The organism is Paenibacillus sp. NPDC058177 (genome assembly GCF_042883835.1).
GTDB classification, from domain to species: domain Bacteria; phylum Bacillota; class Bacilli; order Paenibacillales; family Paenibacillaceae; genus Paenibacillus_AQ; species Paenibacillus_AQ agri.
Genome location: NZ_JBHVVB010000001.1, coordinates 442919 through 464880, shown reverse-complemented (window position 1 = coordinate 464880; position 21962 = coordinate 442919). Strand labels below are relative to the sequence as shown.

20 protein-coding genes and 1 pseudogene are annotated in these 21962 nt (G+C 48.2%); 2 read left to right on the top strand and 19 right to left on the bottom strand.

Annotated elements, in window-relative coordinates; all coding sequences use genetic code 11:
- Positions 1-7: 7 nt before the first annotated feature.
- From hslV to ACFVU8_RS02095, 7 genes are all read right to left on the bottom strand, one after another.
- Complete coding sequence (gene hslV / locus ACFVU8_RS02125) at positions 8-550, bottom strand: ATP-dependent protease subunit HslV (protein ID WP_066362188.1); 543 nt, start codon at positions 548-550, stop codon at positions 8-10.
- A gap of 16 nt (positions 551-566) precedes the next feature.
- Positions 567-1940, bottom strand: coding sequence for an FADH(2)-oxidizing methylenetetrahydrofolate--tRNA-(uracil(54)-C(5))-methyltransferase TrmFO (trmFO, locus tag ACFVU8_RS02120; protein WP_175371951.1), 1374 nt, complete (start codon positions 1938-1940; stop codon positions 567-569).
- A gap of 21 nt (positions 1941-1961) precedes the next feature.
- A complete protein-coding gene (gene topA / locus ACFVU8_RS02115) occupies positions 1962-4070 on the bottom strand; it encodes a type I DNA topoisomerase (RefSeq protein ID WP_379464384.1) in 2109 nt (702 codons plus the stop codon).
- A gap of 164 nt (positions 4071-4234) precedes the next feature.
- A complete protein-coding gene (dprA, locus tag ACFVU8_RS02110; protein ID WP_387425704.1) occupies positions 4235-5353 on the bottom strand; it encodes a DNA-processing protein DprA in 1119 nt (372 codons plus the stop codon).
- A gap of 225 nt (positions 5354-5578) precedes the next feature.
- Entirely contained in the window at positions 5579-6508 is a 930-nt protein-coding gene (gene sucD / locus ACFVU8_RS02105) for a succinate--CoA ligase subunit alpha (protein WP_175371954.1), read from the bottom strand.
- 67 nt (positions 6509-6575) lie between these two features.
- Positions 6576-7733, bottom strand: coding sequence for an ADP-forming succinate--CoA ligase subunit beta (gene sucC / locus ACFVU8_RS02100; protein ID WP_175371955.1), 1158 nt, complete (start codon positions 7731-7733; stop codon positions 6576-6578).
- A 347-nt stretch (positions 7734-8080) separates the two neighbouring features.
- The gene (locus ACFVU8_RS02095) at positions 8081-8548 is read right to left on the bottom strand and encodes a MarR family winged helix-turn-helix transcriptional regulator (protein WP_066362202.1); all 468 of its coding nucleotides are present in this window, start codon (positions 8546-8548) and stop codon (positions 8081-8083) included.
- A gap of 144 nt (positions 8549-8692) precedes the next feature.
- Here ACFVU8_RS02095 and ACFVU8_RS02090 point away from each other — a divergent pair, with 144 nt between their 5' ends.
- Positions 8693-9121, top strand: a complete 429-nt coding sequence (locus ACFVU8_RS02090) for an organic hydroperoxide resistance protein (protein ID WP_066362203.1) — start codon at positions 8693-8695, stop codon at positions 9119-9121.
- 193 nt (positions 9122-9314) lie between these two features.
- On the opposite strand, the pseudogene ACFVU8_RS02085 reads toward ACFVU8_RS02090, so the two are convergent.
- A pseudogene (locus tag ACFVU8_RS02085) lies at positions 9315-9730 on the bottom strand (HIT family protein).
- A 513-nt stretch (positions 9731-10243) separates the two neighbouring features.
- Between ACFVU8_RS02085 and ACFVU8_RS02080 the strand changes: the two are divergent.
- Positions 10244-10975, top strand: coding sequence for a hypothetical protein (locus ACFVU8_RS02080; RefSeq protein WP_387425703.1), 732 nt, complete (start codon positions 10244-10246; stop codon positions 10973-10975).
- A gap of 1117 nt (positions 10976-12092) precedes the next feature.
- On the opposite strand, the gene ACFVU8_RS02075 is transcribed toward ACFVU8_RS02080, so the two are convergent.
- From ACFVU8_RS02075 to ACFVU8_RS02025, 11 genes are all read right to left on the bottom strand, one after another.
- Positions 12093-13940 (bottom strand): YifB family Mg chelatase-like AAA ATPase, encoded by a 1848-nt coding sequence (locus tag ACFVU8_RS02075; protein WP_387425702.1) that lies wholly within the window; start codon positions 13938-13940, stop codon positions 12093-12095.
- 228 nt (positions 13941-14168) lie between these two features.
- Positions 14169-14681 (bottom strand): phosphoesterase, encoded by a 513-nt coding sequence (locus ACFVU8_RS02070; protein ID WP_387425701.1) that lies wholly within the window; start codon positions 14679-14681, stop codon positions 14169-14171.
- 36 nt (positions 14682-14717) lie between these two features.
- The gene (locus tag ACFVU8_RS02065) at positions 14718-15131 is read right to left on the bottom strand and encodes a hypothetical protein (protein WP_387425700.1); all 414 of its coding nucleotides are present in this window, start codon (positions 15129-15131) and stop codon (positions 14718-14720) included.
- Positions 15132-15256: 125 nt separating this feature from the next.
- Entirely contained in the window at positions 15257-15643 is a 387-nt protein-coding gene (locus ACFVU8_RS02060) for a YraN family protein (RefSeq protein ID WP_387425699.1), read from the bottom strand.
- Complete coding sequence (locus tag ACFVU8_RS02055) at positions 15643-15942, bottom strand: EscU/YscU/HrcU family type III secretion system export apparatus switch protein (protein WP_066362218.1); 300 nt, start codon at positions 15940-15942, stop codon at positions 15643-15645. Before ACFVU8_RS02055 ends, ACFVU8_RS02060 begins: the two co-directional genes overlap by 1 nt.
- A complete protein-coding gene (locus tag ACFVU8_RS02050; protein ID WP_387425698.1) occupies positions 15939-18131 on the bottom strand; it encodes a DNA ligase in 2193 nt (730 codons plus the stop codon). The genes ACFVU8_RS02055 and ACFVU8_RS02050 overlap by 4 nt, the downstream gene beginning before the upstream one ends.
- A gap of 86 nt (positions 18132-18217) precedes the next feature.
- Positions 18218-18862 (bottom strand): ribonuclease HII, encoded by a 645-nt coding sequence (locus tag ACFVU8_RS02045; RefSeq protein WP_175371964.1) that lies wholly within the window; start codon positions 18860-18862, stop codon positions 18218-18220.
- A gap of 206 nt (positions 18863-19068) precedes the next feature.
- The gene (gene ylqF / locus ACFVU8_RS02040; RefSeq protein WP_175371965.1) at positions 19069-19953 is read right to left on the bottom strand and encodes a ribosome biogenesis GTPase YlqF; all 885 of its coding nucleotides are present in this window, start codon (positions 19951-19953) and stop codon (positions 19069-19071) included.
- 39 nt (positions 19954-19992) lie between these two features.
- The gene (gene lepB / locus ACFVU8_RS02035) at positions 19993-20613 is read right to left on the bottom strand and encodes a signal peptidase I (RefSeq protein ID WP_387425697.1); all 621 of its coding nucleotides are present in this window, start codon (positions 20611-20613) and stop codon (positions 19993-19995) included.
- 319 nt (positions 20614-20932) lie between these two features.
- Positions 20933-21277 carry a 50S ribosomal protein L19 gene (rplS, locus tag ACFVU8_RS02030; RefSeq protein WP_066362226.1) on the bottom strand — a complete coding sequence of 115 codons (345 nt, stop codon included), beginning with the start codon at positions 21275-21277 and terminating at the stop codon, positions 20933-20935.
- Positions 21278-21435: 158 nt separating this feature from the next.
- On the bottom strand, positions 21436-21723 hold the full coding sequence (locus ACFVU8_RS02025) for a hypothetical protein (protein ID WP_066362227.1): 288 nt from the start codon (positions 21721-21723) through the stop codon (positions 21436-21438).
- Positions 21724-21962: the final 239 nt, after the last annotated feature.

Sequence of the window (21962 nt, the reverse complement as noted above, 5' to 3'; positions counted from 1 at the left end):
GCTATGCCTATAATTGTTCAACAATAATATTGGAATTCGTATATACACAAATCTCGGATGCAATCTGCAATGCTTCCTTCGCAATCTCTGCCGCAGTCAGATTGGACGCATGACGTTTAAGAGCACGACCAGAAGCTAGGGCAAAGTTGCCGCCCGAACCGATAGCCAACACATCATCATCCGGTTCAATGATCTCCCCGTTACCGGAAATCAGCAGCATGCCTTCCTTGTTCATCACAATCATCAGTGCCTCCAGCTTGCGCAGGACACGGTCCTGACGCCAGTCCTTGGCCAGTTCTACTGCTGCGCGCTGCAAGTTACCGTGATGCTCCTCCAGCTTACCCTCAAACTTCTCGAACAATGTAATAGCGTCAGAGACAGAACCTGCGAAGCCAGCAATGACTTGACCCCGATAGAGGCGCCGTACTTTTCTGGCTGTCGTCTTCATAATGACGCTTTCTCCGAATGTAACCTGGCCATCGCCGGCTATTGCCGCCTGACCGTTATGTCTTACTGCACAAATTGTAGTTGCATGAAAGCTGGGAATCATGATTGCTGCCTCCTTATCAAGATAAGCTCTCTTCCTCTTCTTGGACTTCGCTGATCTCAGGTTCGATATAATTCAATTGTTCACGAATTGCGTATTCAGCCAAGCTATCCAGCGCACGGTGGGCCAGCAGCTCGTTCTTTTCCTTCTTGTTGCGAATTTTCTTTTCAGGCTTCGGCAACAATCCAAAGTTAGCATTCATCGGCTGGAAGTGCTCTGGGTCGGCCGAAGTGATATAAGCAGGCATACTACCAAGCACACTATCCCCAGGGAAGATCAGACCTTCCTGTCCCTTAGCGGCTCTGGCGGCGTTAATACCAGCGATTAGGCCGGAAGCTGCCGATTCTACATAACCTTCTACACCTGTCATTTGACCGGCAAAATACAGCCGCTCATGACCCTTCATCTGATAGGTAGGATGTAACAGCTTAGGCGAGTTAATAAAGGTGTTGCGGTGCATAACGCCATAACGAACATACTCCGCATTCTCAAGTCCTGGAATCAGAGAGAACACTCGCTTTTGCTCGCCCCATTTGAGATGGGTTTGAAATCCTACAAGGTTATACAGCGTTCCTGCCGCATTATCCTGACGCAATTGCACAACGGCATAAGGCAGCTTGCCTGTATGCGGGTTAACCAAGCCTACTGGCTTCATCGGCCCGAACAACGCGGTCTGCTTGCCACGTTTCATCATAATCTCAATCGGCATGCAGCCTTCAAAATAAATCTCTTTTTCAAATTCTTTAAGTGCCGCTGTTTCTGCAGTGATCAGCGCATCATAGAAGACATCAAATTCCTCTTCTGTCATCGGGCAGTTCAAATATGCCGCCTCACCTTTGTCATAACGGGAAGCCAAATAGACTTTATCCATGTCGATAGAGTCCTTCTCGACAATTGGAGCAGCCGCATCATAGAAGTAGAAATATTCTTCTCCCAACAGAGCCTTAATCTCAGCGGACAACGATGGGGAGGTCAGCGGACCTGTCGCAATGACAACGATCCCTTCCTCCGGTATATGCGTAAGCTCTTCATTTATAACCTCAATGAGAGGATGATTGTGCAAAGTAGAGGTAATCTCGCCGGAGAAACCGTCGCGATCCACTGCAAGCGCACCACCAGCCGGGACCGCATTCCGGTCCGCTGCTCCCAGAACAAGCGAATTTAAGCGGCGCATTTCTTCCTTCAATACGCCTACAGCATTGCCTAGTCCGTTGGCGCGCAGCGAGTTGCTGCACACCAGTTCCGCAAATTTGTCTGTATGATGGGCCGGAGTCTTCACAACCGGTCTCATCTCATATAATCTAACCGGCACCCCTTGCGAGGCAATCTGCCAGGCTGCTTCACTACCGGCCAAACCGGCACCAATTACTGTAACTCTCGAAATATCAGTCAACTTCTTTTCCTCCTGAACCTATTATTCTGCTAATTCTTCGTTGTCGCTATCATTGTCCAGAACTGCTTCTGTATGATCACATGAGGTACACTGCAGCTTGACCCCTTGTTTGTTGCGCTTCTCTACCATCCAAGAACCGCAAGCAGGACAAGGCTTCACAGACGGACGATCCCATGAGACAAAATCACAACCCGGGTACTGATCACAGCCGTAGAAGACGCGACCCTTCTTGCTGCGGCGTTCTACTACTTTACCCTCATGGCATTTCGGACAGTTAACGCCAATATCTTTGACAATTGGCTTCGTATTCCGGCAATCCGGGAATCCCGAACAAGCCAGAAACTTCCCGAAGCGGCCAAGCTTATACACCATTGGCTTGCCACATTTTTCACAGAGCTCGTCGGAGACTTCATCCTCGATCTCGATTTCTTTCATTTCTTCTTCAGCGAACTCCAGCCGCTTCTCGAAGGATTCATAGAACTCAGCCAGTACCTTCACCCAGTCCTCTGAGCCTTCCTCCACATGGTCAAGATCGCCTTCCATGTTGGCTGTGAATTCAACGTTCAGAATCTCCGGGAAGAATTCCTCCATCTGCTCGATGACTAATTCACCCAGCTCTGTCGGCATGAATTTCTTCTCTTCAATGGCCACATAACCACGCTTCTGGATCGTCTCCAGCGTTGGGGCATACGTACTTGGACGCCCTATGCCCAGCTCCTCCAGCGTCTTAACGAGCCTTGCTTCCGTATAACGTGGCGGCGGCTGTGTAAAATGCTGCTTCGGATCGATGTCTTGTGTGTTCAGGTGATCTCCTGACTGAAGCGGCGGAAGGAACTTCTCCTCATCCGTCGTGCCGTCATCATTCCCTTCCACATACACTTTCATGAAGCCGGGGAAAGATACCTTGGAGCCCACAGCACGAAAAATGGCTGGTCCTGCGGCAATATCCACCGAAAGCGTATCCAGCAGGGCTGAAGACATCTGGCTGGAAACAAACCGTTCCCAGACGAGTTTATAGAGACGGAATTGATCACGACTCATGAACTCTTTTACTGTCTCAGGTTCACGCAGAGCCGAGGTTGGACGAATCGCTTCGTGCGCATCCTGGGCTCCAGCAGCCTTCTTGGAATATTGACGCGGAGATTCTGGTACAAACTTCTCACCGTACTTGGACAGAATCAGTTCTTTTGCTTCTTCTTGCGCCGTCGCCGAAATCCGCGTGGAGTCCGTACGCATGTAAGTTATAAGACCGACAGTACCTTCTTTGCCTAATTCCACACCTTCATACAGCTGCTGGGCTACCGACATTGTCTTGGCTGCCCGGAAACCGAGCTTACGAGCCGCTTCCTGCTGCAATGAACTGGTGGTAAACGGCGCAGAAGGATGACGCTGCCGTTCCTTTTCCTTTACCTGACTAACCGTAAAATCGGCTCCCTTGATCGCCTGAAGAACTTCCTGAACATCACTCTCTTGGTTCAGTTCTTTCTTCTCACCGTTCAGCTTATGGAACTTAGCTTCAAAGTTCGTATCGCGGATACCAAGTTTGGCGGTAATGCTCCAATATTCCGTAGGAACAAACTCACCGATCTCGTTCTCGCGGTCCATAATAATTTTGACAGCAACCGATTGAACCCGTCCGGCAGACAAGCCTTTTTTGACTTTCTTCCATAATAATGGACTGATCTTGTAACCCACAAGCCGATCCAGAATCCGGCGAGCCTGCTGCGCATTCACCAGATCCATGTTGATTTTCCGCGGGGTCTTGAATGCGTCCTTAACCGCCTGCTTGGTAATTTCGTTAAAAACCACCCGACATTCTTCGGTATTATCCAGATCCAGCGCATGGGCCAAATGCCAGGCAATAGCTTCTCCTTCGCGGTCCGGGTCAGCCGCCAGATATACTTTTTTCACTTTTTTGCGGGCATCCTTCAATTCTTTCAACACGGAGCCTTTGCCACGAATGGTAATGTACTTCGGGTTGAAGTCATTCTCGACCTCTACGCCGATCTGACTTTTAGGCAAGTCACGAACATGCCCCATGGATGCTTTAACAATATATTTACTGCCCAAATATTTGCCGATCGTCTTCGCTTTCGCGGGCGACTCGACAATAACCAATGTATCCGCCATAATACGTCCTCCTCATTAACACTAAAAGCTTCTATACAAGATAGCCCCTCTACCCAAACCTTTATACTGCGGTCTTCTTCAAAAATTGGCGGGGACCTTCGAAAATAAATAAGTTCCTTCGAAAATACAAGGAAGATTCATCATCATGATGTCCTCTTATATTTTTAAATAATCTTATAAATGGCACCCGGTAATTGTGTTACCGCTTTTTTTATGATTAAAGATAACAGAACTGAATGCAAAAGTCCAAAATCCCACTGGCTTCTCGCTAGAAGCTCATCCAAGGTAAAGGGCCCCTGATGCAGTATATGGTATAGTTGGGACTCCTCTCTTGTCAATTTCTTTTCACCAAGCCCCTCTTTATCGAGAGGTTCAGCATCCCCGTTATCTCTTGCATTTACTGGAGGTTGAGACAGACAAAACTGATAATCTTCAACAATATCTGCACTGCCTGTGACAAGCTTCGCCCCCTGCTTAATCAAGTCCAGCGCCCCTCTGCTTTTGGGAGATGTAAGTGGTCCTGGAACAGCAAACACATCACGTCCTGCCTCCAAAGCTGCATCAGCTGTAATAAGTGAACCGCTGCGGCTGTCGGCTTCCACTACCACGGTTCCAAGGGACAGACCCGCAATAATCCGGTTGCGCCGTGGAAAAAGACCCGGGTGACTCGGCGTGCCCAAAGGGTACTCGGTCAGCACTAGCCCATCTTGGGCTACAGCCCGTAGTAACTCCCGGTTCTCGGGAGGGTAGACCTTATCCATTCCCGTTGCGGTCACAGCAATCGTACTTCCGCGACTTTTCAGGGCAGCTTTGTGACAGACGCTGTCGATCCCTCTGGCAAGACCACTGACTACCGTCAGACCGGCTGCACTTAATTCCTCTGCCAGCATTTCACCAATCTTGGTACCGTATGCAGTAGGCACACGGGTACCCACCATGGCAATTGCAGGACGGGATAACAGTTCCAGTCTTCCGCGATAGTACAGTACCCAAGGGGGCTCTACCGTTTCCTTTAACATATCGGGGTAATCTTCATCCAGTATAGTTACCAGACCAATTCCTCTTTCTTCTATTAAAGAGTGTCTCTCGGCGATCCATTCGGGTGTATATATGGAGGCAAGAGCAGCCGCCACTTTCCCGTTCAGTCCGATGCGCTCCCAATCCTCAGGAACACAAGAAAATGCTTTTTCCGACAATAAACCGGCTGCACAAATCTTATCAATGCTCTTCCAACCGACCCCTTGAACCTCATTCAGACCGAATAATAAATCACGTTCCTTCATTTTGCACTCTCTCCCTTTTAATGGAAGGACCGACCTCCCTATTTTGTGACACACCGCTTATAATTGCAAGTCCTCTCTGAAATCCCGGTTTTGCGCAAATACGCAAAAAAGCAACCTTCCATTCCCGCAGGAACAAAAGGTTGCTTACCTCTGATCTCATTATACACGAAAGAACCCTGCAGCGCAGAGCCTTTCATGTACATATTATTAACGTTAAAATAAATGCTAGTGAGTGGTAAATGTACTTAAAATACCGCGTTCTTCAAGCACGCTTACCAAAGTAGAGCCCATCTCTGCCGGAGTCGGCGCCACTTTAATCCCGCATGCTTCCAGAACAGCGATCTTCTCACTGGCTGTACCTTTTCCGCCCGAAATAATGGCACCGGCATGACCCATCCGCTTGCCTGGAGGTGCAGTAGCCCCGCCAATAAAGCCGACTACCGGCTTAGTCATATTATCGCGAATCCAAACCGCTGCTTCTTCCTCCGCTGTACCGCCGATTTCACCGATCATGACGACCGCTTTAGTACCCGGATCTTCATTAAACAACTTCAAAATATCAATAAATTCCGAACCTTTGACAGGATCACCGCCGATACCTACGGCAGAGGATTGTCCAATTCCCCGCGTAGTCAGCTGATGAACCGCCTCATAGGTCAAAGTTCCACTGCGTGAGACTACGCCGACATAGCCCGGCAAGTGGATATAACCTGGCATTATGCCAATTTTGCATTCTCCAGGGGTAATGACTCCAGGACAGTTAGGCCCGATCAGGACTGTGGAACGGCCTTCCATATAACGCGATACCTTCACCATATCAAGTACCGGAATCCCCTCTGTAATACAGATTACGAGATCCAGTTCCGCATCTACGGCTTCCATGATAGAGTCTGCGGCGAATGCTGGCGGTACATAGATTACACTAGCGGTTGCACCTGTTGCCGCTTTGGCTGCGACTACAGTGTCAAATACCGGCAGACTGACCTCTTCCCCATTCTCCAGCGTAATATTGACCGTCGTTCCGCCTTTACCTGGCGTTACACCACCAACCATCTGGGTTCCGTAATCCAGCGCGCCTTTGGTATGAAACAAACCGGTCGAACCCGTAATTCCCTGCGTGATCACTTTCGTATTTTTATCTACAAGAATGCTCATTCTTCGTCACATCCCTAATCATTTTGTCAAATACGATCCACTGCGAAACCGCTCCGCAGGGCTATTATTATACGAGAGAAACAATCTTACGGGCCCCATCCGCCATCGAGTCGGCAGGTACGATATTCAGTCCCGATCCGGCCAGAATCTCCTTACCTAGTGCCACATTGGTACCTTCAAGACGCACTACCAGTGGTTTGGTCAATCCGAGCTGCTTGGCAGCTTCCACCACACCGTTGGCAATAACATCACAGCGCATGATACCGCCGAAGATGTTGACGAAAATTCCGTTAACCTTAGCATCGGACAAAATAATCTTAAATGCTTCAGTAACTTTCTCAGTAGTGGCACCGCCCCCTACATCGAGGAAGTTGGCGGGTTCTCCGCCATAATATTTAATAATATCCATAGTAGCCATAGCCAAGCCCGCACCATTCACCATACAGCCAATATTGCCATCCAGGGCAATGTAGCTAAGGTCGTATTTGGAGGCTTCGATCTCTTTCTCATCTTCTTCCTCCAGATCACGAAGCTCCAGAATGTCCTTATGGCGGAACAGAGCGTTGGAATCAAAATTCAGTTTGGCATCCAGCGCCATAACATTTCCGTCACCTGTAACGACCAGCGGGTTGATCTCCGCAATGGAGCAATCCTTATCCACAAAAGCCAAATATAGCGCTTGCATGAACTTGACGGCTTTATTTACCAATTCGCTCGGAATGGCTATGCTGTATGCAAGTTTACGGGCCTGAAAGGTCTGAAGCCCTACTGCCGGATCAATAATTTCCTTAAAAATCTTCTCGGGATGTGTAGCGGCAACTTCTTCAATCTCCGTTCCGCCCTCCTCGGAAGCCATCATTACGACGCGGCCAGTTCCGCGGTCCACAACAAGTCCGATATAATATTCCTTCACAATTTGGCAGCCCTCTTCGATGAGGAGCCGTTTCACCACTTTACCTTCCGGGCCGGTCTGATGAGTGACAAGTGTCTTGCCGAGAATCTCAGCAGCATAGCTGCGAACCTCATCCAAATTCTTGGCCACCTTCACGCCGCCAGCTTTGCCGCGTCCACCTGCATGAATCTGAGCTTTCACAACTACCACCGGGGTGCTCAGTGATTCTGCGGCTGCGACCGCTTCTTCCACCGTATAAGCTACTTTTCCGTTCGGTACGGCTACGCCGTACTTCTTAAGCACTTCTTTTCCCTGATACTCGTGGATATTCATTCCGGAAGCCTCCTAAAGTGTTGCGGTGACCGAGCAGGCAGCCTGCAGTCATTCCGCTTTCCGTTTTGATTGCCGCGATGCCCGGGTTCAGGCCGGTACAACAGTTCACTTGCCCGGAGCAGGTAGAAACGGATCAACCGCCCATATGGACGGCTCGCGTTTCTGCGGGAAACATAAGGTCTCATCTAAGACTTAGCTTACATATAACCTATATGCCCAAAAAGGAAACCCAGAATATTGTAACACGTTTTTGAAACGCTTTCCTTAAAATAATTCATAATTTATACACACATTTTCGCTTGGTTTCATGCCGGAATGCGAACAATCATCTTGACTTCATTCCGCTACTATTTCTTGGATGCACTCGTATTCGCACTATGAACACGCCCCAGCAGATCTTTGAACTGAACCAGAAGGTCTCCCAGTTCTTTCTCGGACATGTCTGTACCTTCCATCATTTTACTTGGAATACAAGCTGCTTCCTTCTGCAAATCCCATCCGAGCGGTGTCAGGGAAATGAGTACCTTGCGCTCATCCTGAAGCGAACGCTCCCGCAAAATAAGCCCTGCCGCCTGAAGACGCTTCAGGAGTGGTGTCAGCGTGCCGGAGTCCAAAAACAGAGCTTCACCCAGTTCCTTCACCGTGCATTGTTCTCGTTCCCATAACACGATCATTACGAGGTATTGCGAATACGTCACGCCTATTTTGTCGAGATAAGGCTGATACAGCTTCGTTATCTCACGTGAACAGGCATAAATGGTAAAACATAGATGATTATCGAGCAAAAGCTCGGTGTTTGTTGACTTTTCTTGCATATCTCTTCACCCACCTTATAGAACTATTTTATCATAAATCACTCTCGATATCATAATTATTGCAAAAAATAGTTTGACTATTATTTTATTTGTGTTAAATTAAATTGTGTACAATATATAAATAACGGAACGGAGAGATTTATAATGATGACTATCCAACAAAAAATGTATGAAACAACAGTAAAAGCGGTGGGTGGAAGAAACGGCTACATCGAATCCGAAACTCCAAAGCTTAACTTGAATATCAGCACACCACGTGAATTGGGCGGTGCTGGAGGTGAAGGAACTAATCCTGAGCAACTGTTCGCTGCAGGATATTCGGCTTGTTTCGACAGCGCGCTGAACATGGTGGCACGACTGGGTAAAGTAAAAATCGAAGGCAGCGAAGTCACTGCAACTGTGAGCTTAGGCAAAGTGGAAGATGGCGGCTTCGGCATTGCTGTCAAACTGGATGTCCTTGTAAAAGGTGTTGACCACGACACCGCAGTTTCTCTTGTAGAAGCCGCTCACGGTGCCTGTCCTTACTCCCGCGCTACCCGCGGTAATATTGCAGTGGAATTGAACGTACTGTAAGCAAGCTGGACTTATCTACCGCACCTCTTCAAAAAAATTAATCTTTGCCTCTGTTATGTAATATGCCTTATACGCTTGGAATCAGCGCGATACAAACAAGCCACCCGGAGTGCCGGGTGGCTGTTTTTGCGTTTCAGAGTTACGCCTCTAGACTCTTTATTAGCTACCTTTAACTACAATGTTGATTCCCCCTTCATTTCTCACTTAATTCCTTGAGAATTTTTTCTTTGGTTTGGCTTAATCGTTTCTCAGCACCATGTGGATGTAATGGTTCACCCCAGGTAAATCGATCACCTTCGTACCTTGGAATCAGATGCATATGGTAATGGGTAAGGTCGTAAATTTTCCTCCATCTTGACAAATCCTTATACCGTCAGGTTTAAACAAACTTTTCAAGGCAATTGAAAGTTTTTTCGAAGCATCCATGATAGCATAAGCAGTCTCTGACTCCATCTCTTCGACATCCCTATAATGCTTTTTGGGGAGGATTAGAGTATGTCCTTCATTAAATGGAGCAATATCAAGCACACAAGTAATAAGTTCATTTTCATAAACAATATTCAAGTTGGGTTCAATACCGTTAGCGATTCTACATCCTAAACATTCCATGTACAGCATCACTCCATCCTACGCGGTAATTTTCATAGCTCTCATGGTATCGAAAGTTTGATCTGTCTTAAAGAACCATGCATTGATTAATATATCTTTCTTATTCGATTTAGTATTTTCAGATTCCTTGTTGTCTAATTATCGAAAGCATACTGTTCACTGCCTTCTGCTAAATTTACGAAACCTTATACATTACCCATCGTATAATTTGGATATCAACAGCAGAAAGGTAATATTAACATCTAATTCTATAATTATACTTTTATTAATTAATATTTTGAGGGGGTAATTAAGATTTCTAAAAAACAACTGGCTCTAGGCATTATTATTACGGCAACTTTGTTATCCGGCTGTAGCTCTTCTGACGGTAAAGCTTCGAATACAAACATAAACACAAATTCTAAAGCAAATACAGATTCTAACACAAATAAAAACACCGTTGCTACAGATTCAAAAAAAAAGAAGAAACTAAATGCATATGAAAAGACTGCTCTTGAATATGTTAATGTCTTTATGAACGGAACTGATCCTGAAGCCAAGAAAGTATTCATAACTGACAATATCCACACGGAGGCCCAACCGATATTCCAATTACTTGCAGCTAAAGAGGTCCCCGAATCTTCAAAGCTTCAAGACCCCAAAGTCCTTGAATCGCAAGATTATAAAGACAAGGAAGGCAAGAAAAACAAGGTCGTCCTAATAGAAGGAACAAAATCATCCCTTCCTAACAGTGAAATAATCGTCCTGTTCGTAGACGAAAAAATAGTTTGGGTTACAAGTGCTACGGACAAGCAAACATTTGATGTAGTTAGGAAAGAATTTAAGCACCCAATTCCTGAGAACTCTTCTGTAGAGAATTCTGCTACCGATCCTAAAGCTACACTTCAAGAAATTCAAAATTTTATTGTTTCAGACATTTGGAATACTGGATTTGTTGATATAAGCTGGTACCTCGCCGACGGAACAAGCAGTACAGGTGAAAGCCTGGATATTGATTTTACAATGGAGCAATTAGGGAAAGCCATCGACAAAAAATCGGAGTACGATAAATACATACAATCTCTTTCCGACGAATACAGCTCGGTTAAAAATACTTGGGGAAAATTATCTGCTGAAGTGGATCTCTTGTATAAGCATCTGCAGTCTAATCCTCCAAAGGCCAACGATTCTAGCAATAAACTGGATAACGGCAAGCTCAAGCAGTACATGCAGGCATTCGAAAAAGATGTTTCTGCCCTTAACTAAGCCATAAATAACAGAAGACACTCTAGGGCGCCTAAAGTGCACTTCTTAAAATAATACTGGACTACATGCTTGATTGATAAATCCAGTAATTGGAAGAGGCCACTGAAAAACTAATTGTTTTATCGAAGCACAACAATTTCAGGGGGTCAAATATGATTCCCGGAACGCGAAACGAGCCGTAGAAGCCATTCTAGAGGCTCGTTTTTCTCGTGTATTTTTTGTAGAGTCTTTTTCAGTGGCCTCAATTATAATGAGGGGTTTTTTTCGCGTCACGACTGCAAAATCATTGCTTGCTTAGTTAAGGAGCGGACTCCAGAGTCCTTATTGCCCATACATCCAGCCATTTAGAAAGATAACGGACTCCAGAGATGCTATGGATAGAAATCCGGTTCAGCTTTCGCTGTTTTGTAGGAAACAACGTTATCTGAGTCCGCTCCATCTTTCATGACAACTTCATGTGAACATTAGCGGCTATACAGTCCGTTCGCTCCCATAAATAAACCCCAGCCTACGGGAAGGGGTTACTGTTATGTAGATGGTTTGACCAGTTCCTTTGGAAAGCAATGTTGTTGTTGAGTCTTTTTCTTGCTTTATAAGGAGAACTTAAAGATCCGAACGTAAAGCTCGCTCGTCACTTCAGTAGAATGCTTCGACTTCCGGTTGCGTTCTATATAGAACGCATTAAAATAACAAACAAAGCCTAGAAGTTATTCCCGAAATGCAATTAACGGCATTTTTGTACCTTAAATACCCTGCAGCTAAGTCTTAGCGGGAATTAAGTGCAATATTGTACCTTAAATCTTCCAGAATCCCCCGTTCAGCGTACTTTTCCGAAAATTAAGATACAAAAATGCCCTTATTTTCTTTTTATGCCTATATTCAAGAAAAATAAGGTACAGAATTGCACTTAATTGGGAGGTAGAATTTTTTTCACTGTTAAAACGCCTGGTAAAGGGGAGGAGTGGTTTGCGCCCTAAAGCCCTAACTGCACAAGCTACTGGATAGAAACCGGAATAATTAAGAGTATCTTAGAATCACCTGATCTTCTGTTTGAATCTTAATTTCACTTAATATAGTCAAGTCAATAACTTATAATTAGGAATCTTCCTCTCCATTGTTATTCCAAGGCCGTCACCTGCCGGTCCAAGTTGCGGTATTGAACCGCTTCGGCGATGTGATTTGATCCTATGTCCGATGCTCCGGCCAGATCAGCGATTGTTCGGGCTAGCTTGATGATCCGGTCGTGCGCACGCATACTGAGCCCGAGACTCTCCAGAATGTCATATAGTATCACTGAACTTGCCGGACTTAGCTTGGCATACCGGCGCAAGGCAGCGCCGGATAATTCGCTGTTCCATGAGATCGGTAGCCGCTTGTATCGCTCTGCCTGAATGGCTTGGGCTGCAGCCACTTCAGCACGCATCTCGGCGGAAGACTGTACATGTCCCTGCCGTTCCCATTCTCTTGGACGTGGCACCTCCACTTGCAGATCAATTCGATCCAGCAGCGGCCCCGAAATCCTGGCCCGGTAAGCTGCAATCTTGGCTGGGCTGCACGTGCATACTTGCTGTGGATTCCCGCTTCCGAGAAAGCCGCAACTGCACGGATTCATCGATGCGGCCAGCATCACACGAGCTGGAAAAGTAAAAGCCGCCCGTGCCCGGCTTATCGTGACCACCCCATCTTCCAGCGGTTGCCGTAGCACTTCAAGCACATTTCGCGAGAACTCGGGAAGTTCGTCCAGAAACAGAATTCCGCGGTGAGCAAGGCTGACTTCACCCGGCTTTGGCGTGCCCCCGCCGCCGATCAGACCTGCCGCCGAAATCGTATGATGCGGAGAGCGGAACGGACGGGTTCGAAGTAGCCCGTTTCCGGCATCCTTTAGCTTTCCGGCGGCACTGAAAATTTTTGTCACCTCCAGCGCTTCCCGTTCATTCAAGGATGGCAGAATACCCGGCAACCGCTTAATCAGCATGGTTTTCCCTGTCCCTGGAGGGCCCATAAGCATAATGTTGTGCATCCCAGCGGCTGCGATGATCAGCGCGCGTTTGACATGCTGTTGTCCCAGCACATCACTGTAATCCTCAGTCATTTCATTCTCTGTTATTCCAGAGTCGCGGGAAGAGAGGTTGCGGGGAGTATATTTAAGATGCTCCAGAGAAAGCGCCTTTGTTGGCGGGCGTTCTCTTACAACAGGACCATTAACTACGGTTACGGGAAAAGGAAGCTCTGCTTGGGGAGCACCCCCTCTGGAGTGAACTATATTGCCTGTGTCTGTGTCTGTGTCTGTGTCTGTGTCTGTGTCTGTGTCTGTGTCTGTGTCTGTGTCTGTGTCGTAATGATTATTGCATTGTGCGGTGGTCATTAAATCAGTATATTGCTTGTCCCTGGCTGAACGGGTCTGCTGAATCTGCGTACTTCTCTTAATCTGTGCACTTCTCTTAATCAGGGCACTCTCTCCTGTATCCGGTTCAGGGATTTCTCGCAGATGGTCAGCAGCGTAAATAGTCATTCCACTGATTAGCGCGGCTTCTGGCGCGTTGACCCGGGGCAGCAGCACGGACCGAAAACCGGCGCTACGCGCCGCCTCAACCATAGGCAGCACGCCGTTCACTGGTCTTATGCTTCCATCAAGCGCAAGTTCGCCAAGCAACAGCATTTCTGATGCTGCGGGCATAACAAGCTGACCGCTCGTACTCAGAATGCCGATTGCTATTGCCAGATCAAAGGCTGAACCTTCTTTGCGCAGATCCGCCGGGGCCAGATTAATCGTGATTCGCTGCTGAGGATAGCGATACCCGCAATTTTTGACAGCAGCACGTACACGTTCCACGGCTTCACGAATTGCTGAATCAGGTAATCCGATGATGGTAGTTTGGGGTAATCCATCCGCAATATCGATCTCAACGCCAATCATGATGCCTTCTATTCCATACAAACAGGCACTATAAATCTTTCCGTACATAACAAAAACACCTCTCCTCTTGAAATATGCCCTTAACAGGCGCTATCGTTTCAAGAAAATAGGTGCTTCCTAATTTTCCGGTAAATCCTATGAATTTCATGGTTAAGGTTCATTATAAATTCAATTGCTGTCCTTAAGCAATCTGCTTCTGAAGGTTGTCCCGTTTAACATCCCTCACACCCATGTAAAAAGGCTCAAACTTGCATAAATATGCAAACCACTTCGTCATTATCCTTCTTCGCTAACCACAACAGAATCTCTAATCTGTTCAAAGGAAAGCGGGAGATAATCCCAGTGTTCTACACATATATTGAAATGATTTTTCCCTTCATATTTCTGCCCATGAATATGACCGTGCACATTTACGTAAGGCATATGCTTGTTCATGTACATCGGTTCATGGGAGAGAAAGAAGAAGTCCTTATAGATGATCGGATATTCGCTAACTTCATGGAATCCCGTCTCCAACCACCAATCGCGGCTTCGTCCACGGTCATGGTTACCTAAAATGAGGGTTTTGTAACCGTTCAACCGGGCAACAATGCTGCTGGTATCTTCTTTGTTAAGAAAAGAAAAGTCTCCCAGATGAAACACCTTGTCTTCCGGAGCGACGACAGTATTCCAGCTTGCGATCATACTCTCATTCATTTGGGTGACATCAGCAAACGGCCGGGACTCAAAGTCAATAATCAGTTTATGACCAAAATGATGATCAGAGGTAAAAAATACTTTTGCCATCATCCATCCTCTTTCCTGAATAAATCTAGGTTCTGCCGGTTATTTTCCAAAATCCCGCCTGTTCATCCGGTCTTGCATATCCATCTGAATTAATTCTTCCAAAGGAGGTACCCTTTCATTCTCGATCAGCCAGCTCCGCATTTCCTTAATGGCTTCTACCTGTCCATTACCCTTGTCCCGCCATGTCAGCAATTCTATAACTCTTATAATCAATGCCAAAAGACTGCTATTACTGCTCTGGGTCTTCTCGGCGCGTATTTTCTGAAACAGGGCTTCATTCTCCCAATCAATCAGTATTTCTTCGGAAATGGCCGGCCGCATGACGGTAAAGGTCTTGTTGCACTGACTACAACAGACAATTGACATTGGCTCCGCACCCAATTTCGCTTCGAGCTTCTGTCCGCAATGCTGACATGCAAAATTCACCTGTATCTCTAGTGGCTGGTTCTTCAATGGGAAGCCCTCCTCGTGGTGCTAATGAAAAGTTACACTAATGTTTACCCATTTCTTTTCAGAAATGACCCACCTGTGCAGAGGCTCCGGAAAGGCTTCTTGATGTAACCGGGAAACAAGCCTTGTTAAAACGCCCCACGGATATGGGTCATGGAAGCTACGCTAAGATCTTCCTGCAACCAAACAGCGATCACGTCAAACAAGATCCGTCGCTCCTCCTGGCCTGTCATATGCAGATAAATTAGTGCCATATTGCGTACCTGTTGTATCTTGCGACCATTGACCGATTCTTCTGGTGTGCCCTGCCGTAGCGTTCCACTTCGGCTTCTGACCTCTACAAAAACCAGGCTACCCTCGTGCTCTGCTATGATGTCTATCTCACCACTTCTGCAGCGCCAATTGCGCTCTACAATGATGTATCCCCGGGAGGACAAGTAATACACCGCCGCCGCCTCGGCAGCGGCACCCTTTTGCTTGCGGTTATAAGGTATTCCTGAAGCACCGTTCTCCATTATAGATCCAGCTCCGATGCAGCACGGTCGCTCTGGTAGACAAAGCTTAATATCTCCGCCACCAACTGATACAGTTCGGGTGGAATCTGCTGATCCAGATCCAGCTTGGAGAGTACCTCAACCAGCGCCGCATCCTCCTGGATAACTACACCGCTCTCCTTGGCCTTCTGAAGAATGATATCCGCAACAACGCCCTGTCCCTTGGCGACCACGACTGGAGCCTCGGCCTGATCAGGGGAATATTTCAGCGCAACTGCCTTTTTAAAATTTTGCCGGATTTCATTCTCAGGCTCATTCATATACGGTAATCTACTCCTTTGTACGAATCCGGGACATAGTCAGCCAGCTTGCTGCTACTATCCGAATTGTCAGTCAAGCTCTTCTCCGGTAACGGCTCTGTTTTTAAAGACAATAACTGGTAGCCTATCGACTCGACAGCCGCCCCGATATCATCACGCCGCTGCTCCAGCAATTCCAGCACCGCCGGATGGTTGTTGTGCATCTTCAGGCTGACAATACGATTCACCACCTGCACGTCCACCAGAGTCTGCCCGAGCTGCTTCATATCCAGATCGAACCAGAGCCGGCAGTTCGCCGCATCCAGTTCCCCCTTGCGTCCCCGTCTTGATTGAATATGGACAGAGGCTGTCTCTTGCCCATCTTGCCCATGAAGGGGCAGAAACAAGGTCACTTGGGCAAATGGAGCCGTTCGGTCTGTATTTAGCAGCAGCTGTTGCCCGGTCAGCTGCTGAACTAATTGGCCCGCGGCTTCCTTGACCGCGGGCGGAACCTCGCTGCTGCCCATTACCTGCAGCAGCACGCCCTTGAGCGTCTCGGCGCCGTCATGTCCGGCGCCGGACGCCCCGCCCAGCGCAGCCTGCGGCAGCTGGGCTTCACGCCCTCCCGCGGCCGCCAGAGGCACGGCCGCGGGGCGCACCTCCGCGGCGGCTGCGCCGCTGCCGCGGACGGCCTGCTGCTCGTGCTCCGCACCGAGCAGCTTCAGCACCCGCCCCACCCACGACTCACTGTCGTGGGCCAGGGCGGTGCCCGGCTGCGGCGTCACTGCCGCAGCATGCTGTTCCCCGCGCGGCGCTGCCAGCGCGGGCTCTTGCCCCGCCGCAGCTGGAGGCGGAGCGATCTGCCCCAGCGGCGTATCAGCCGCAGGGGCCTGGGGAGCGCCCGCCGCGCTAGCTGGCGGGGCAGCTGTGAGCTGCGGCAGCGTGCTGCGCAGCTCGGACAGTACGCCCTGCAGCTTCGCGAGCAGGGCAGTGCCGGACGGCTCTGTCGGTCCGGCCGTCAGCTTGCCTGCTGCAGACTCAGCAGGCAAGCTGACGGTTCTGGCGGAGCTATTCGGTGCCGCCTCTTCTCCGGCGGCACCAACTGCCTCTGCCCCGGCAGAAGACGCGGCTGCTGACGCTTTTGACACGGATGCTTCATTGCCTCTAACAACATTGCCCACCTGGCTCTCCTCTTCACCTTCCATAGAGGCAGCACCCATCAATGTAGATGCTTGATCCGCATCTACCGGTACGGTCCCTCCGCTGCTATCGGGATTAACGCCACCATTCACATTCACCGGCACAGAACTGCCTATGGAACCTCCGCCGTGACTTGTACCCGCTGAATTCACTCCAGTTCCCGTCGTTCCCGAAGCGCTCGAATTATTGACATTTTCAACGTTAGCTGAAGCACCCGTTGTTCCGACGGGTCCATTCCCTTTGCCAGCCCCATTGTCTGCAACTGGTATGGCGGCTGTACCCGCATTTTTGCCTTGGGAAGCTCCTCCCTCCAGCTGAGAGTTACCAACGGATGCCGGGGTTGCATTCATACCGTTCGCAGTTCCTGGGTTTGGCGAAACCGCCGATCCCTTGCCATCTGCTCCCGCTTTGCCAGCCCCCTGTTCTGCCCACAGGTTCAATTGTTCCTCAAGCGATGACAACAATTGATGCAATGGAGGACCAAACACGGCCTGCTGCAGCCCTCTCACACTTTCAGCCGTAACCGGCAGTCCTCTTTTGACAGAGATCACCGCCGCTTCCAGCCACTGTTCTGCAGGAACACCGGGTGGCTTGGCATTCATGATCATATTCAGCTTTGCAGCCGTTTCCTTCGTTAATGCCAGACCTCCGGACTGCATCGCCAGTACAATCTCCCGTCCAGCTTTTGCATCACTTAATCCAAGCGATTCCAATGCCTCACCCATACTCTGCGGGACAGTCGTTTGCCCAGGGGAGACCGGCTTTAGAACCGGCAATCCGTTTTCTCCAGGAGGAGCTACTTGCAGATTCAACGTCTGCCCCGGTTGTAGCGGTGATTCCAGCTCCGCCCGGACAGGGGCACCTTGAATTTGCACCACAGCCTCTTTTCCCGAATCGGATACGCTTAGAACCACACCGCGAACAACCTGGCCTTCCTTTAATTCCACAGACTTGGGCTCACCCGGCTTGCTGTCACCAAGCAGCCCACGGATCAATGAACCGATATTCATCTTTTGCCCTCCTCCAGTTGTTCTTTTACATATATATCGGAAAAAATCATTCTTTTATAAGAACAAACTGCCGGGCTCATGACCAACTAGAACAGCGTCTGCTGCTCTGCCAAAATTCTACCGATAAAACTGCGCCGGTGCATCGGTGTCGGACCGAGCGCTGTAATCTGTTCACGATGCAGCTTGGTCGCATAACCTTTATGTATCGCGATGCCGTAGTTCGGGTATAATTCTTCCCACAAACCTTCACACAACCTGTCCCGCGTCACTTTCGCTACGATGGAAGCTGCGGCAATGGATTGACTGTTGGCATCCCCTTTGATTATGGCCCGCTGCGGCAGCGGCAGATCTACCTTTTCTGCATCAACCAGCATATAATCAGGGGAGTGGTTCAGACCCTCCACCGCTTTTCTCATCGCCAGTCTGGACGCCTGTTTAATGTTAATCTCATCTATAACGGTAGCATCCACATGACCTACACCAACCGCCAGCGCCTGCTCCATAATTAGCTCAAACAGAGCATCTCTCTTCTTCGCTGACAGTTTCTTGGAATCATCCACACCTTCAATGATCAGCCCTTCCGGCAGAATTACCGCCGCAGCGACGACGTCCCCGAACAGACAGCCCCTTCCTACTTCATCTACACCAGCAATCCGCTGATACGACTGCTCCCAGCCTTCCTTTTCATACAGCAACATATCGATACTCACGCTTCTACACCCACCAGTCATCTATTCTATTAATATTATAAAAAAATAACTGCCTGCTCTTCTTTTAAGCCAGCTTAACACAGGATTACCCTTGCGAAAACCTATAAAATAATACAGCATCTCCTTGGAATCCTTATAAAAAGTCAGCCTACATGTTGAACCATCCCCAAACAAATGGATCAAAAAAAGCCACCCGCTAAGCGGATGGCTCGTCCATACCCGGTCTTCTATATTTGCAAGCTACCTTGGTCTTCCGGCACTTCCAACGTGAATCGTCCGAGCTTGCCGGCACGAAGTTCGTGCAGCAGCGTACGGGAAGCCTTTTCCAGATCAACCCTGCCGCCGCTAACCAGACAACCGCGCTTACGTCCGACGGCTTCCATCACGGCTACAATCTCATCAGGATTCTCCAGATCCTCTGGAAGCTTGGTTACGCCGAACCGCTCCTTGAATCTGGAACCATAATCCTTCACCAGATACTTCACCGCATAAAAAGCAATGTCTTCGACATTCAGGATTTCTTCCTTGATTGCCCCTGTTACTGCGAGACGATAACCAACATTCTGGTCCTCGAATTTAGGCCACAGAATACCAGGGGTATCCAGAAGTTCCAGATTTCCGCCTGTTTTGATCCACTGCTGCCCTTTAGTTACACCAGGACGATCTCCAGTAGCAGCAATATTACGTCCTGCCATCCGGTTAATCAGAGTAGACTTGCCGACATTGGGAATACCGACGATCAGTGCACGCATCGGACGCGGGTTCATCCCTTTGGCAATCTGACGATCAATCTTTTCTTTCAGCAGCAGCTTGACCTGCTCAGGGATATCCTTGACACCTGTTCCGGTAGAAGCATCCACAGGATAAGCTACGTGCCCCTGCGCCTTGAAATACTCCAGCCATTTCCGTGTCGCCTCAGGATCGGCTAAGTCTGCTTTGTTCAAAATAATCAATCTGGGCTTATCCCGCAAAATATCGTCAATCATCGGATTGCGGCTGGAAAGCGGCAGACGGGAATCGAGCAGCTCTATCGCCACATCAATTAGCTTCAGCTTATCTTCGATTTGTCGTCTAGCCTTCGTCATATGACCAGGAAACCATTGAATGGCCATTGCCGTCACCTCCTTTGATTCATCTCTGTGTCATTCTTTTTAATGATTAATCCAGGTAATATCCTTCACCGGCCAGAAGATTAGATCCGCACGGCCTACAATATCACCCAGCGGCACATAACCAATCATTCGGCTATCTGTGCTGTCTGAACGGTTATCTCCCATTACGAAGACATGGCCCTCAGGTACCGTACCGTCGGTAAAATCTTCATTAGGGAAGTTCTTATTATTGTACAGCGTATTATTCTTATGTGCCGCATCAATAGCACCCTGAATGTAGGTTTCATTCACAGGCTTGCCGTTAACTGTAACGACATCCCCTTCAACCTTCACCGTATCACCGGCCACCCCGATTACACGCTTAATAAAGTCGCGACCTTCGGATGGAACGTGGAACACAATGACTTCTCCCCGCTGCGGAGAACGAATGTCGTACAGTATCTCATTGACGATTACCCGCTCACCGGTGTGAAAATTAGGCCGCATGGAAGGTCCGTCTACAATAAACGGCTTGAACAAAAGCCAGCGGATCAGAATAACCAGAACTAATGCAATCGCTATTGCCTTAATCCATTCCAATACCTCATTTTTCTGCTTGGGTGGGTTCTGCCGAGTGGACTCTTCGGACTCCCCTTGACCCTGCTGCAAATCCTGCTGCATAGTTCACCATCCTCTCTTTATGCTACACTAACTATACAACACAAAAAAACTCCTGCCAAAAACCCCTCCATAGTTACTCCTTCAGGAGGCCTTTTCGGAGAAGCCGATCCCCAGCGCTCTATATCTCTGATGCATTGTATACAAATTGAATGAGAGTACTCCAGCCAGACAGAGTGTCTCTTTGAAATGCTGCCGAATCCATCCTAAATGATTATTCTCCCTGTAATCTCAGGAAACAGCCTGAAAATCCCCACGCTTAATACTCTCATGGTAAAACGAAAGGAGCTTGAATTCAAGCCCCTTCCCTTTGTCACTAATTCTAGCGACGGATTTCTTTAATTCTCGCAGCTTTACCGCGCAGTTCACGAAGATAGTACAGCTTCGCACGACGAACTTTACCGCGACGAGCCACTTCGATTTTCTCGAGTTTAGGCGAGTTGATAGGGAATGTTCTTTCCACACCAACACCGTAAGAAATTTTACGAACCGTAAAAGTCTCACTGATTCCACCGCCGCGACGTTTGATTACAACGCCTTCGAACAACTGGATACGCTCACGAGTTCCCTCGATAACTTTTACGTGCACTTTCAAAGTGTCACCCGGGCGAAAACTCGGGATATCTTTGCGAAGTTGCTCTTGGGTAATTTCTTGTAGGATACTCATTAAGGACTTCCTCCTTCCGTACAGGTGTTCATGCCTCTTCCGGAGAGATCTTGGCTCTCCCTCATTATCGACAGCGGACCACCGTATTCCACACAACAAAAATAATATTATCATAAAAGACGGGCTATTTCAACAAAAAGATAAACTTTTTTTGAAAATTAAAGCGGCAGCATGTCACGTTTCTTGGCCTGAGCTTTGCAATCCTTGCATAATCCGACTACAGTTCCATTATCTTGGGCATAAAAGATCAGCTTACCGTTTTTCTTTTTGCAGGAGGAGCATAGCTGTTCGCCGGAGGTCTGCTTCGCTCTGCGGTGGCTTTCCATTGAGATGACCTTGCTGTTCATTCCACTGCGCTCGTTCTGGCGTTTGGCCGTTCGCTTCAGGAATATAACATACATCCCGGTCAACACCAGCAAAACAATAAGGCCAACAATATAAGCCATTCGCCATTCCCTCCCTGAATTGTTTTGGATGAACCCGCAGCTAAGCTTCATATGAACTGATTTTATCACATTTAAAAGCTCAAATACAGATGAGGTCCCAGGCCTAGTCTTAGGTCTAGTATCGCAACCCGCCTGTAGCCTGTTTTCAATAAATTCCCATAACAGTTATACTAATTATAGTACGTATTCAATGAGCGAATTAGCAGTGCAGGGTCTTTACAATTTTCAGGGGGGAAGCC

Bases quoted from the DNA above. Each gene is read 5' to 3' on its own strand.
- ACFVU8_RS02045 (WP_175371964.1), bottom strand. From the start codon at position 18,862: ATGACTGGTGGGTGTAGAAGCGTGAGTATCGATATGTTGCTGTATGAA.
- ACFVU8_RS02070 (WP_387425701.1), bottom strand. From the start codon at position 14,681: ATGATGGCAAAAGTATTTTTTACCTCTGATCATCATTTTGGTCATAAA.
- hslV (WP_066362188.1), bottom strand. From the start codon at position 550: ATGATTCCCAGCTTTCATGCAACTACAATTTGTGCAGTAAGACATAAC.
- ylqF (WP_175371965.1), bottom strand. From the start codon at position 19,953: ATGGCCATTCAATGGTTTCCTGGTCATATGACGAAGGCTAGACGACAA.
- rplS (WP_066362226.1), bottom strand. From the start codon at position 21,277: ATGAGTATCCTACAAGAAATTACCCAAGAGCAACTTCGCAAAGATATC.
- ACFVU8_RS02050 (WP_387425698.1), bottom strand. From the start codon at position 18,131: ATGAATATCGGTTCATTGATCCGTGGGCTGCTTGGTGACAGCAAGCCG.
- ACFVU8_RS02060 (WP_387425699.1), bottom strand. From the start codon at position 15,643: ATGGAGAACGGTGCTTCAGGAATACCTTATAACCGCAAGCAAAAGGGT.
- ACFVU8_RS02075 (WP_387425702.1), bottom strand. From the start codon at position 13,940: ATGTACGGAAAGATTTATAGTGCCTGTTTGTATGGAATAGAAGGCATC.
- dprA (WP_387425704.1), bottom strand. From the start codon at position 5,353: ATGAAGGAACGTGATTTATTATTCGGTCTGAATGAGGTTCAAGGGGTC.
- topA (WP_379464384.1), bottom strand. From the start codon at position 4,070: ATGGCGGATACATTGGTTATTGTCGAGTCGCCCGCGAAAGCGAAGACG.
- lepB (WP_387425697.1), bottom strand. From the start codon at position 20,613: ATGCAGCAGGATTTGCAGCAGGGTCAAGGGGAGTCCGAAGAGTCCACT.
- ACFVU8_RS02025 (WP_066362227.1), bottom strand. From the start codon at position 21,723: ATGGCTTATATTGTTGGCCTTATTGTTTTGCTGGTGTTGACCGGGATG.
- ACFVU8_RS02095 (WP_066362202.1), bottom strand. From the start codon at position 8,548: ATGCAAGAAAAGTCAACAAACACCGAGCTTTTGCTCGATAATCATCTA.
- ACFVU8_RS02055 (WP_066362218.1), bottom strand. From the start codon at position 15,942: ATGAATGAGCCTGAGAATGAAATCCGGCAAAATTTTAAAAAGGCAGTT.
- sucD (WP_175371954.1), bottom strand. From the start codon at position 6,508: ATGAGCATTCTTGTAGATAAAAATACGAAAGTGATCACGCAGGGAATT.
- ACFVU8_RS02080 (WP_387425703.1), top strand. From the start codon at position 10,244: ATGAACGGAACTGATCCTGAAGCCAAGAAAGTATTCATAACTGACAAT.
- sucC (WP_175371955.1), bottom strand. From the start codon at position 7,733: ATGAATATCCACGAGTATCAGGGAAAAGAAGTGCTTAAGAAGTACGGC.
- ACFVU8_RS02090 (WP_066362203.1), top strand. From the start codon at position 8,693: ATGATGACTATCCAACAAAAAATGTATGAAACAACAGTAAAAGCGGTG.